The following is a 12,826-nucleotide window of genomic DNA, read 5'->3' as shown; positions in this document are numbered from 1 at the left end:
CCTCGATACACAATGGACGCCTCATGATTAGCGTATTCGATATTTTCAAAATCGGCATTGGCCCTTCCAGCTCCCATACTGTTGGCCCGATGAAAGCAGGCAAACAATTCACGGATGACCTGATTGCACGCGGAATTCTCACTGACGTAACCCGCGTAGTGGTTGATGTCTATGGCTCTCTGTCCCTGACCGGGAAAGGTCACCATACCGACATCGCGATTATTATGGGCCTGGCGGGTAATCTGCCGGATACCGTAGACATTGATGCTATCCCGGCCTTTATCCAGGATGTGAATACTCATGGACGTTTGCTGCTGGCGGACGGTCAACATGAGGTCGAATTCCCGGTTGATAAGTGCATGAATTTCCATACGGACAATCTGTCCCTGCACGAAAACGGGATGCGTATTACCGCACTGGCAGGCGAAAAAGCCATTTACAGCCAGACGTACTATTCCATCGGCGGTGGATTTATCGTTGATGAAGAACACTTTGGTTTGCCGAATAACAATCCGGTAAACGTGCCATATCCGTATACATCCGCAGCCGATTTGCAACGACACTGTCAGGAAACCGGACTGTCACTTTCCGGCCTGATGATGCAGAACGAACTAGCCCTGCACAGCAAAGAAGAGCTGGAACAGCACTTTGCAAACGTCTGGGAAGTGATGCGCAGTGGAATTGAACGCGGTATCACCACCGAAGGCGTATTGCCGGGCAAACTGCGCGTTCCGCGTCGTGCGGCAGCACTGCGTCGTATGCTGGTTAGCAGTGACAAAACCACGACTGACCCGATGGCAGTTGTAGACTGGATCAACATGTTTGCGCTGGCCGTGAACGAAGAGAACGCTGCCGGTGGACGTGTAGTTACCGCCCCGACGAACGGCGCATGCGGGATTGTTCCTGCAGTGCTGGCGTACTATGACAAGTTTATCCGCGAAGTGAACGCTAACTCACTGGCACGCTATATGCTGGTCGCGAGCGCCATCGGTTCCCTGTACAAGATGAATGCCTCAATTTCGGGTGCTGAAGTGGGCTGTCAGGGTGAGGTCGGCGTGGCGTGTTCTATGGCGGCAGCGGGTCTGGCAGAACTGCTGGGCGGTAGCCCGACGCAGGTATGTATCGCCGCAGAAATCGGTATGGAACACAACCTGGGTCTGACCTGCGATCCAGTTGCCGGACAAGTTCAGGTTCCGTGCATTGAGCGTAACGCCATTGCATCGGTGAAAGCGGTGAACGCTGCTCGTATGGCGCTGCGCCGTACCAGCGAGCCTCGTGTATGCCTCGATAAAGTTATCGAGACCATGTACGAGACAGGTAAAGATATGAATGCCAAATACCGCGAAACCTCACGTGGCGGTCTGGCGATGAAGATCGTTACCTGCGATTAATCCCTGGCGCAAGCTTATCCGGCCTACAGTGCCACAGTCATTTGTAGGCCGGATAAGGCGTCAGCCGCCATCCGGCAAAATGTTGTTTCAGATCTTCGCCTCCCCCCACTGTGAATGTTACCCTACAGCCTGATTTATCAGGGAGAACACCGTGGCCGTCCATCTGCTCATTGTCGATGCACTCAATCTCATTCGTCGCATTCACGCCGTCCAGGGGTCTCCCTGCGTGGAGACGTGCCAGCACGCGCTCGATCAGTTGATTGTGCACAGTCAGCCCACACACGCCGTGGCGGTATTTGATGACGAAGCGCGCAACAGCGGCTGGCGTCACCAACGCTTACCTGACTACAAAGCCGGTCGCCCGCCAATGCCTGACGATTTACACAAGGAAATGCCCGCCTTACGCGCCGCTTTTGAACAACACGGCGTCTGTTGTTGGGTCTCGAGCGGGAATGAAGCCGATGATTTAGCCGCAACGCTGGCGGTGAAAGTCAACCAGGCGGGACATCAGGCCACCATCGTTTCGACAGATAAAGGTTATTGCCAACTGCTCTCCCCAACATTACGCATTCGCGACTATTTCCAGAAGCGCTGGCTGGACGCGCCGTTCATTGAGAAAGAATTTGGTGTAATGCCTCAGCAATTGCCAGATTATTGGGGACTGGCCGGGATCAGCAGCTCAAAAGTGCCGGGCGTTGCAGGTATTGGTCCCAAGAGTGCAACACAGCTACTCATGCAGTTTCAGCATCTGGAAGGGATTTACGCACATCTGGAAGACGTGCCGGAAAAGTGGCGCAAGAAACTGGAGATGCACCAGGAGATGGCGTTTCTGTGCCGTGATATCGCGCGGCTGCAAACGGACTTACATATTGACGGAAATCTCCAGCAGCTACGGCTGGCACGGTAGTCTTATTGCCGGATGGCGCTGCGCTTATCCGGCCTACGCATCGTCCCTCCAGTAGGCCGGATAAACGCCAGGTGATTACCAGGCGGTATGGTAAAGCTCGACAATATCGGCAATGCTTGCTTCACGCGGATTACCGCCAGTGCAAACATCGTCAAATGCCGCCTGCGCCAGCGCAGGAATATCTTCCTTACGTACCCCCACATCACGTAAGTGCGGCGGGATCCCCACATCGCGGTTAAGCGCAAACACAGCATCTACCGCAGCCTTACGCGCCTCTTCCAGCGTTAAACCTTCCACTTTCACCCCCATCACCCGGGCGATATCGCGGAATTTCTCTCCGGTGTATTCGGCGTTGTAGTGCATCACGTGCGGTAACAAAATGGCATTGGCGACGCCGTGCGGAGTGTTATAAAAGGCCCCTAGCGGGTGTGCCATCCCGTGCACGAGTCCCAGACCGACGTTTGAAAATCCCATTCCGGCAACGTACTGACCCAGCGCCATTGCCTCACCAGACTGGCTGTCACCATTAACAGAGCCGCGCAACGCCCCGGCAATGATCTCAATGGCTTTGATGTGCAACGCGTCAGTGAGTGCCCACGCCGCCCGCGTAATATAACCTTCAATAGCATGGGTCAACGCATCGACCCCGGTCGCCGCTTTTAACGCGGCAGGCATACCATCCATCATATCGGCATCAATAAACGCCACCTGCGGGATGTCATGCGGATCGACACAGACAAATTTACGCCGATTTTCTTCGTCCGTGATCACGTAGTTAATGGTCACTTCCGCCGCCGTCCCTGCCGTCGTAGGGATTGCCATCACCGGTACGCTCGCAGCACGTGTTGGCGATAACCCTTCAAGGCTGCGTACATCGGCAAACTCAGGGTTATTGTGGATAATGCCAATCGCTTTGCAGGTATCCTGCGGGGAGCCGCCGCCTATAGCTATCAGATAATCTGCGCCACTTTGCTGAAAGACTCCCAATCCCTCCTTCACCACTGCAATTGTAGGATTTGGGATCACACCGGAATAGATTTCCCACGGCAAACCGGCGGCATCCATACGGGATGTCACCTTATCGACAACGCCGCACTGTACCAGGTTTGCATCGGTGACAATCAAAGCCTTGCGATAACCCCGACGGATAACCTCATCCGTTAATGCCCCAACAGCTCCCCGGCCAAACCATGCCGTTTCATTCAGAATCATTCTGTTCGCCATCGTATTTCTCCTTTTCGCTATGCGAAATTACTCTTCAATTCGTAATCCGTAAGATTTGAATTTCTCCAGCACAATGGCGATCTCTTCGTCATCCAGCACTGGCACCGGGTCGACAATCGCCAGGGTGCTCAGATAAAGGCGGGCCAGGACTTCTACTTCATGCGCCAGCCATAGTGCTTTTTCCAGATTCGCTTCACAGGCAATCAACCCGTGGTGCTGCAACAACGTTGCCTTACGGCTTTTCAACGCGACGCTCACATGCTCTGACAGCTCTCGTGTACCAAACGTCGCATACGGCGCACACGGGATAGAGTTCCCCCCAGCCGCGGCAATCATGTAATGGATTGCCGGAATAGGACGGTTCAGAATCGACACGGCGGTGCAATGAATCGCATGGTTATGAACGACTGCATTGGCATCCGGGCGCGTCTGATAAGCCGCCAGGTGAAAACGCCATTCACTGGAAGGTAATTGTCCTTTATCATATTTGCCGTCGTTATCTACGAACACGATCATGTTTTCAGTGAGTCTTTCGTAAGGGATACCGCTGGGTGTGATCAGCATTCCATTTTCATAGCGCGCACTTACATTTCCTGCAGTCCCCTGATTCAACCCAAGCCGGGTCATTTCAAGGCAGGTTTCGATGATTTCACGTGATAAACGCATTCTTTCCATAATGATTCTCCGGGTACAGTTGCCCCTCGTCTTTATTGCGAAAAAATGCAGCCGCAGAGTAAGACGGGTCAGGTTTCAGGTATGAGCAGCCACTGAACATATTTATTCAGATTCAGTTGGCCGATTTAGTTAGTGCGACGAATTATTGTTGTCTTACACGCTTAATTAGTTTCATCTCAACTTTTACAGTTTCTTTAATTGGCTGGTCATCAATAGCACTCATCATCATAGCGAAGGCTTTTTCCGCCCAGACATTTTCATCCTGCTGCATTGACCAGACATTATTCGCGAGGAATCCCAGCATGGGATGTTCATCAAATGTCCCGATATTAATATCCGGTGGGATCACACCAAAACGATTGCGAATAGCAACAACGGCACCTTCCAGCACAGGTAATGATGAGGCAATAAACGCCTGCGGACAGCCCTGTTCGTTGATCAATTTATCCATCAACCGATAACCACCCTCCGGCGTATTATCCGGACCTTCACGCACCCAGTCACGATGAGAAATCCCATTATTGTTCAATGCGTTAAGATAACCTTTTAAACGATCGCCAATACTGGGCAATCCGGTATCCCCGACTAAAAACCAGATCGGAGATTTGCCTGCATCAAACAAACTTTGCGTCAGCTTTTCACCGCCTAAAATGTTATGACTTTCAACCAGCGCGTTATCGGTATACTTAAAATCCCTGTCGAGTAGCACCATCGGTTTTCTGACCTGACGCAAATGGTGTTGCTGATTCTCTAATGTTGAAGGAACAATAAACAGGCCATCAACATTACGAGCTATTAACGCTTTCGTTAATTTGTTTTCGTAATCAACATCATCGTAGGTACAACTAATCGTTAATTGATATCCAGAACGACGACAACGTTGTTCAAGTTTCTCGGCCAGTGTGGCAAAAAAGACGTTAGATATATTGGGTACAATCAGCCCCAACGTATCTGTTTTATTCAGTTTCAGGCTGCGGGCTGAATGGTTTATGACATAACCATACCGCTCAACGTATTCATTAATACGCGTTTGGGTTTTGACACTGATACGATATTGCTCAGCCTTCCCGTTCAGCACCAGTCGCACGGTCGTCACCGATAAATTCAGATCGCTGGCTATCTGTTCTACTGTTTTAGCCATTTATATGTCCCAGTTCACATCCAAAAACGTCAATTCACAATCATAAAAGTATTTTAAACTTTTGTCTTACTGCATAACCTGGTTAAGCGCCTGCTGTTGATCCCACATCATCAGATATGCCTGGTATTTACGGTCATAGAAGTCCTGTCGTGCCGGATTCGCTTTAATCACCCCACCTGGGCAAACCATCGCCCGGCAGGCGGAGGGAACATCTGCCCACACCCCGCTGGCCACTGCACCGGTGATAGCCGCACCTAACGTCACCGCATCTTCTTCCTGCATAAGATGAATATCGCATCCGGTGGCGTCTGCATACTCTCGCAACCACAGTGGATTATGTGTTGCACCGCCGCACAGCGTCAGTCGAGAAATGGTATGACCGTTGTCGCGCATCACTTCCATAATGTGTCGGGTACCGCAGGCAATCGCCTGTAATGTCGCCAGATACAGACGAGCAATCTGCTTCTCGCCTCGTTCAAGCGTCAAACCACAAACGCTGCCCCGGGCATCGGGTCGCGCACGCGGGGAACGGTTACCATGATGATCGGCCAGGACATGCAGATAACGACCAGGCTCTGACTCCTGCGCTTCCAATGCAGCCACCCATTCATTAACTAACGCTATCGGATGACAACCCCGCGCCTCAGCCTGGTGATACAACTCAGCGCTGGCACCCGACTCCTGAAGCGTCCAGTCAACCAGCGCCCCAGCCGCGCTTTGCCCCCCTTCCGTCAGCCAGTAGCCAGGCAGCATGGCAGACCAGTACGGCCCCCATACACCCGGTGTATGAATCTCCTGCTCGCTGCACAACATATGGCAATTTGATGTTCCGCTGATCAACGCCAATGTTCCCGCAGGCTCAACCCCGGCAAGCGCAACTCCGCCAGCATGGGCATCAATCATACCACTGGCAACTACCACCGCTGTCGTCAGTCCCAGCGCCTGTGCCGCATCGGGGCTGAGCGTCCCAACGGCCGCGCCTGGGGGCAGGATCCGCGACGGAATTTTGTTCAGTAAATCAGTTAATTCAACCGCATCCAGCAGGGAGTGGCTAAAGCGTTGCTCATGTGCCAGATAGTTCCATTTACAGGTTAAAGTACACAGACCAGCAACATCACGAGCGGTGGCTTTCCAGACCAAAAAATCCGCCAGGTCGTAGAAGCGGTGTGCACTCTGCCAGGTCGCGGGGAAATGGTTTTTTAGCCACAACACTTTGGGTAGTTCCATTTCGACACTGACTTCACCACCGACATAACGCAACGCCGGATCCTGCGTAGCGTTGATACGCAGTGTCTCCTGCACCGCACGATGATCCATCCACATGATGATGTTGTGGTCTGACGGTTCACCAGGTGAAACCGCCAGACCCTGCCCCTGTTCATCCAGAGCCACTAACGAACAGGTGGCATCAAACCCCAACGAGCGGATCTCCTCAACGCCAACCCCGGCTGACGACACAGCCTCCTTCACGGCATGGCAAACCTGCTGCCAGATTTCGGCAGATGACTGCTCTACCCGCTCGGGTCCTGGTCGAAACTGCGAGATAGGGAATGTCGCAAAAGCCAGCCGTTTGCCACTGGCATCAAAAACACCAGCCCTGACACTGGCGGAACCGACATCCACTCCGAGGAAATATCCACTGCTCATAGTAGCTCCCTGACGCTGGCTAATAATGGGGCGAATATACCGTCCCCGCGGTCTTATTTTTTACCGAATGGGTGCAACAGCTTGTCGATTTCCGGTGTATCAATGTTCTGCGCACTGACAAACTTCACCGGAATATCAATTTCTTTCGGCACAGACTGACCCGATACCGCTGCATTCAGCGTCTTGATGCCCTGATAGCCAATCTGATAAGCGTCCTGCACGACAAAGCCCTGAATAACCCCAGACTTCAGGAAGGCAATGATTGCCTCAGTGCTATCAAAACCAATCACCTTCACTTTGCCTTTCAGGTTCTGACTATCAATAGCGTTTGCTACGCCCAGCGTTGAACCTTCATTAGTGCCATAAATCCCCGCAATATCGGGGTTGGCCTGGATCATATCGATGGTTTTATCCATCGCTTTTTGCGGATCGCCATCACTGTACTGAACCGGCAGGACTTTGATATCCGGATATTTTTCCTTCATTCTGGCCACAAAACCTTCCGAACGTTCAATTGCGGAAGAGGTTCCAGCCACGTGCGCAATAATGCCGACTTTCCCTTTGCTACCCACTTGTGCAGCGAGAGCATCTGCCGCTTCAGCCCCTGCTTTACGGTTATTCGTTGCCACAAAGCTGACAGGAATGTCAGAATTTACGCCTGAGTCAAACGTCACCACCTTGATGCCGCGTGAATTCGCTGTTTCCACTAATGGCGCAAGCGCATTGGCGTCCAATGCCGCCAACAGCAATCCATTAGGTTTTTGCGCCATTGCGTTTTCAACCAACTGAATCTGCTCGGCAATCTGAGTTTCATCGGCAGGCCCAACATAGCTGGTCTTATCGCCCAACTCTTTCGCTGCCGCTTCGGTACCCATTTTTACGGTCTGCCAGAATTCATGCTGGAAGCCTTTACTGACCACAGGAAGGTTCATATCTTTAGCCAGTGCGCTGGATGTCATGCAGGCCAGCAGGGATAACGCATAGACAAAATTCCTGGTTCTCATTGTTTTACTCCGTTCTGAGTGAGTCACCCTAAACGTCAGGGTTATGTTGTCCCGTGACTTCCGGGTGCGTAAATCAACGAATTTTTTTGCGTAAAGTATCGAGATAAACCGCGGCGATAACGACTACGCCCATGGCCACCATTTGCCAGAACTGCGAGACGCCCATCAGGTTCAGACCATTTTTCAACACGCTCATAATGAATGCGCCGATAATGGTGCCGCCAATAGTGCCAATCCCCCCCATCAGGCTGGTACCGCCAATGACCACCGCTGCAATGGCTTCCAGTTCATAGCCCACGCCGACGGTTGGCTGGCCCGAGTTCAAACGAGAGGCCAGAATGACCCCGGCAATCCCGGTCAGCAGACCACAAAATGCGTAGACGAAAATTTTCACGCGCTGGACTTTAATCCCGGAAAGATGCGCAGCAACCTCATTACTGCCCACGGCATAGACATAGCGACCAATCACCGTTTTCTTGAGGATATATGCGGCGATCAGTGCGACAACCACGAGGTAGAAAACGGGGTAAGGCAGCACATCGAACAAGCGTCCCTGTGCCAGCATCTTGAAGGTGGGATAATCAGCAAAGTAAATTGCCCGGCCGTCAGTCATTACCATATTGATGCCTCTGACGGACATCATCAGACCCAGGGTGGCAATAAAGGGCGGAATAGTCATTTTAGTGACCAGCAACCCATTGATATAGCCGCATAATCCACCCGCCAGCACACCCGCCAAAATACATACGGGCAGAGGTAATCCCAGCGTGGCGCTGATACCTACCGCAACACCAGAAAAGGCCACTACCGAGCCAAGAGAAAGGTCGATTCCTGAAGTGATAATGACGAAGGTAACGCCAATCGCCATGATGCCAATCACCGAGGTTTGCAGGGCAATTGTCATAATGTTTTCAGTGTTAAAGAAGAAAGGTGATCCAAAACTAAAAAATATCACCAGAATAATCAGACTCAAAAGCGGCGCCAGGCGCATTAAAAGCTCTTTGTTAATTTTTATTTTCTTATTATTGCTGTCTGAAGAGGTTACAGAGATAGTCATAAATTAGTCCTCTAACGTCGCATATTGCATGATTTTTTCTTGTGTGGCGTCATCAGAAGCTAACTCTCCGGTAATACGCCCATTACGCATAACTAAAATGCGATCGCACATACCCAGCACTTCCGGTAATTCAGAGGAAATCATGATGATTGATTTCCCTTTTGCCACCAGTCGATTCATTAATTCATAAATTTCAAGTTTGGCTCCCACATCAATACCGCGGGTGGGTTCATCAAAGATGAGAATGTCGGTGTCTTTGCATACCCATCTGGCAATAATAATTTTTTGCTGATTACCGCCACTTAAATTCAACGCAGCCTGTTCAAGATGCGGCGTCTTAATACGCAGTGCTTTCACCTGCTCTTCGCTGGTTTGCTGACAGCGTTTACTATCCACGTTGCCATATCGGTTGGAATATTCGGGGTAATTTCCTAGCATAATATTGCGTTCAACGGACAACCCTAATGCCAGCCCCTCTTTTTTTCTGTCCTCGGTTAAGTAGCTAATACCCTGCTGGATGGCATCAGGAATATCCTTGATTACCGTCTCTTTACCGTTCAACTTGATGGTTCCGCTGTCGATGGGATCGGCACCAAAGATAGCCCGTGCCAGCTCTGTTCTCCCGGCCCCCATCAGCCCGGCAAAACCTAAGATTTCCCCCTGATGCAAGGTAAAATCGATATTGTTCAGTACGCCTTTGCGCGTCAGTCCACTGACTTCCAGCACCGGTTTACGCTGGGGTTGCGGCTCCCGACGGGGATAGATATTGCCAAGGTCACGCCCAACCATCATGGCAATCAGGTCGCTGATTTTGACCGAATCATAATCCACGGTGGCAATAAACTGTCCATCACGCATGACGGTAGCGCGATCGGCTATCAGCGCCAGTTCCTCCAGTCGGTGCGAGATATAAACGATGCCCGTTCCCTGTTCTTTAAGTAAGCGTGTAACCCGGAATAAACTGTCAATTTCGGTTTCCGTCAACGCCGCCGTTGGTTCATCCATAATAAGAATCTTGGCATTCACCGATATCGCTTTCGCAATCTCAACCATTTGTTGCTGAGCAACAGTAAGATCGGCAACCAGTGTGTCTGGGGAGATATTCAGGTTTAATTTTTGCAAAATATCGATCGCAGCCTGCCGCTGTTGTTTCTCATCCAGACGCCAGCGATTATTTTTGCAAAACTCCCTGCCAATAAATATATTGTCTTCGACCGTCAGTTCAGGAAAAAGGTTAAACTCCTGATGAATAATGGTGATACCTACGCTTTGTGCGCTCAATGGGTTTGCAAACGAAACGGGTTGGTTCTCAAAAATAATATCCCCTTCATCAGGTTGATATACACCGGATAAAATTTTCATCAGGGTAGACTTTCCCGCGCCATTCTCCCCCAACAGTGCATGAACCTCACCTTTGCGTAAAGTAAAATCCACATTACTCAACGCTAATACGCCGGGAAAACGTTTCGTAATATGACTCATCTGTAAAAATGTTTCAGACATTGCTGCTTTCCTCAATATACAGAAACTGTAATCAGTGAATCAGGCGAAAAACAGCGTTGCCAGGAAGCCATCGTCACCGTTAATGCGAATGTGTCTACAAGATCATATGCGTTTTATCAACGATGCTAACTCGAGTTAGCGATTGCCTTTTAAAGCTATTTTAGCTGCCAAAAATAGCCAAATCATTTGGTTTAAAACTGTGACACTGAACAGACAATTTATTTTATCTTATTAATTTAAAAAGAATTTAATGAAAAAAACTGTATTTGTTTATTTGACGCAGATCGAATTTTAACCACTTCTCGTGAGGCTTCTCACAGTTCCATAACAAAAAAGTTGTGCAAAAAACTCTCTAATACCTAAGCTAACTCGAGTTAGCAAAAATGGGTAATTCAGCCAACTGCGACAGTGGTGTCCGACATCCGCTTTTGCAGCACGGCATAAAGTGAGATGAGGAACCTCGAATGAAAAAAAATAGTTTACCGAGAATCGGTATTCGTCCGGTGATTGATGGGCGTCGTATGGGTGTACGCGAGTCGCTCGAAGAACAAACCATGAACATGGCAAAAGCCACTGCCGCACTGATTTCCGAGAAACTTCGTCATGCCTGCGGGGCACAGATCGAGTGCGTTATCGCAGACACCTGTATTGCCGGATTGGCTGAATCTGCCGCCTGTGAAGAAAAATTTAGTAGCCTGAACGTCGGCGTGACAATTACCGTCACGCCGTGTTGGTGCTACGGCAGCGAAACTATCGATATGGACCCTATGCGCCCGAAAGCCATCTGGGGTTTCAACGGGACGGAGCGTCCAGGTGCCGTGTATCTGGCTGCAGCACTGGCTGCACATAATCAAAAAGGGCTTCCCGCCTTCTCTATTTACGGTCATGACGTGCAGGATGCAGGTGATACCACTATCCCTGCCGATGTTGAAGAAAAACTGCTGCGTTTCACTCGGGCAGGTTTAGCCGTTGCCAGCATGAAAGGTAAAAGCTATCTGTCCGTCGGCGGCGTTTCAATGGGAATTGCAGGCTCTATTGTCGACCATAACTTCTTTGAATCCTGGCTGGGAATGAAGGTTCAACCTGTTGATATGACCGAATTGCGTCGTCGCATTGACCAGAAGATCTATGACGAAGCGGAGCTGGAAATTGCCCTGGCATGGGCGGATAAACATTTCCGTTATGGCGAGGATCAGAACGCACAACAGTATAAGCGAAATGAAGAACAGAGCCGTGCAGTGCTGAAAGAGAGCCTGCTGATGGCCATGTGCATTCGCGACATGATGCAGGGTAACCAGAAACTGGCAGAGAAAGGCCGGGTTGAAGAGTCGATGGGGTACAACGCGATTGCCGCCGGTTTCCAGGGCCAGCGCCACTGGACGGATCAATATCCAAACGGCGACACCGCCGAAGCGTTGCTCAACAGCTCATTTGACTGGAATGGCGTGCGCGAACCGTATGTCGTCGCCACCGAGAACGACAGCATGAACGGTGTCGCAATGTTGTTTGGCCACCAGCTCACCGGCACGGCACAGGTCTTTGCTGATGTACGAACCTACTGGTCACCGGAAGCAGTAGAGCGCGTCACAGGTAAACCGCTGACCGGTCTTGCGGAGCACGGCATTATTCACCTGATTAACTCCGGCTCTGCGGCACTGGATGGTTCCTGCAAACAGCGTGACAGCGAAGGCCAGCCAACCATGAAACCACACTGGGAGATCTCACAGCAGGAAGCAGATGATTGCCTGGCGGCGACGGAATGGTGTCCGGCGATCCACGAGTATTTCCGAGGCGGCGGCTACTCTTCCCGTTTTCTTACCGAAGGTGGCGTACCGTTCACCATGACCCGCATCAATATCATCAAAGGTCTGGGTCCAGTGCTACAAATTGCGGAAGGCTGGAGTGTGGAATTACCGAAAGAGGTACATGCTCAGCTTGATGCTCGCACCAACTCTACCTGGCCAACAACCTGGTTTGCACCGCGCTTAACCGGCAAAGGTCCGTTCAGCGATGTCTATTCCGTAATGGCTAACTGGGGTGCCAACCACGGTGTGCTGACGATTGGCCACGTTGGTGCGGACTTTATTACGCTCGCCGCCATGCTGCGTATTCCGGTGTGTATGCACAACGTGGAAGAAGAGAAGATCTATCGCCCTTCCGCATGGGCGGCGCACGGTATGGACAGCGAAGGCCAAGATTATCGCGCCTGCCAGAACTATGGCCCGCTGTATAAGCGTTAAACATCGAGCGATTGCCTGATGGCGACGCTTACGCATC

10 protein-coding genes are annotated in these 12,826 nt (G+C 50.9%); 3 read left to right on the top strand and 7 right to left on the bottom strand.

Translation table 11 applies throughout. The features are described 5' to 3' along the window. Positions 1 to 23: 23 nt before the first annotated feature. Positions 24 to 1,391: an L-serine ammonia-lyase gene (locus HV041_RS01610; protein ID WP_048213084.1), complete on the top strand. Its 1,368-nt coding sequence runs from the start codon at positions 24 to 26 to the stop codon at positions 1,389 to 1,391. Positions 1,392 to 1,542: 151 nt separating this feature from the next. After that, positions 1,543 to 2,298 (top strand): flap endonuclease Xni, encoded by a 756-nt coding sequence (gene xni / locus HV041_RS01605; protein ID WP_121584995.1) that lies wholly within the window; start codon positions 1,543 to 1,545, stop codon positions 2,296 to 2,298. 75 nt (positions 2,299 to 2,373) lie between these two features. On the opposite strand, the gene fucO is transcribed toward xni, so the two are convergent. From fucO to HV041_RS01570, 7 genes are all read right to left on the bottom strand, one after another. Further along, positions 2,374 to 3,522 carry a lactaldehyde reductase gene (gene fucO / locus HV041_RS01600; RefSeq protein ID WP_048213086.1) on the bottom strand — a complete coding sequence of 383 codons (1,149 nt, stop codon included), beginning with the start codon at positions 3,520 to 3,522 and terminating at the stop codon, positions 2,374 to 2,376. Between the two features lie 27 nt (positions 3,523 to 3,549). Then, positions 3,550 to 4,197 carry an L-fuculose-phosphate aldolase gene (gene fucA / locus HV041_RS01595; protein WP_005130946.1) on the bottom strand — a complete coding sequence of 216 codons (648 nt, stop codon included), beginning with the start codon at positions 4,195 to 4,197 and terminating at the stop codon, positions 3,550 to 3,552. Between the two features lie 142 nt (positions 4,198 to 4,339). After that, a complete protein-coding gene (locus tag HV041_RS01590; RefSeq protein WP_005130949.1) occupies positions 4,340 to 5,338 on the bottom strand; it encodes a LacI family DNA-binding transcriptional regulator in 999 nt (332 codons plus the stop codon). Positions 5,339 to 5,404: 66 nt separating this feature from the next. Beyond that, positions 5,405 to 6,985 carry an FGGY-family carbohydrate kinase gene (locus HV041_RS01585; RefSeq protein ID WP_121584996.1) on the bottom strand — a complete coding sequence of 527 codons (1,581 nt, stop codon included), beginning with the start codon at positions 6,983 to 6,985 and terminating at the stop codon, positions 5,405 to 5,407. 53 nt (positions 6,986 to 7,038) lie between these two features. Continuing rightward, positions 7,039 to 7,989, bottom strand: a complete 951-nt coding sequence (locus HV041_RS01580; RefSeq protein ID WP_121584997.1) for an ABC transporter substrate-binding protein — start codon at positions 7,987 to 7,989, stop codon at positions 7,039 to 7,041. Positions 7,990 to 8,062: 73 nt separating this feature from the next. Beyond that, positions 8,063 to 9,046, bottom strand: a complete 984-nt coding sequence (locus tag HV041_RS01575) for an ABC transporter permease (protein WP_003034055.1) — start codon at positions 9,044 to 9,046, stop codon at positions 8,063 to 8,065. A gap of 3 nt (positions 9,047 to 9,049) precedes the next feature. Further along, positions 9,050 to 10,549, bottom strand: coding sequence for a sugar ABC transporter ATP-binding protein (locus tag HV041_RS01570; RefSeq protein ID WP_061068496.1), 1,500 nt, complete (start codon positions 10,547 to 10,549; stop codon positions 9,050 to 9,052). 464 nt (positions 10,550 to 11,013) lie between these two features. Here HV041_RS01570 and fucI point away from each other — a divergent pair, with 464 nt between their 5' ends. After that, on the top strand, positions 11,014 to 12,789 hold the full coding sequence (gene fucI / locus HV041_RS01565) for an L-fucose isomerase (RefSeq protein WP_121584998.1): 1,776 nt from the start codon (positions 11,014 to 11,016) through the stop codon (positions 12,787 to 12,789). Positions 12,790 to 12,826: the final 37 nt, after the last annotated feature.

The sequence above is a fragment of the Citrobacter sp. RHBSTW-00029 genome (genome assembly GCF_014104295.1).
Classification (GTDB): Bacteria; Pseudomonadota; Gammaproteobacteria; order Enterobacterales; family Enterobacteriaceae; genus Citrobacter; species Citrobacter youngae.
This window is presented reverse-complemented; position numbering and strand designations above follow the sequence as displayed.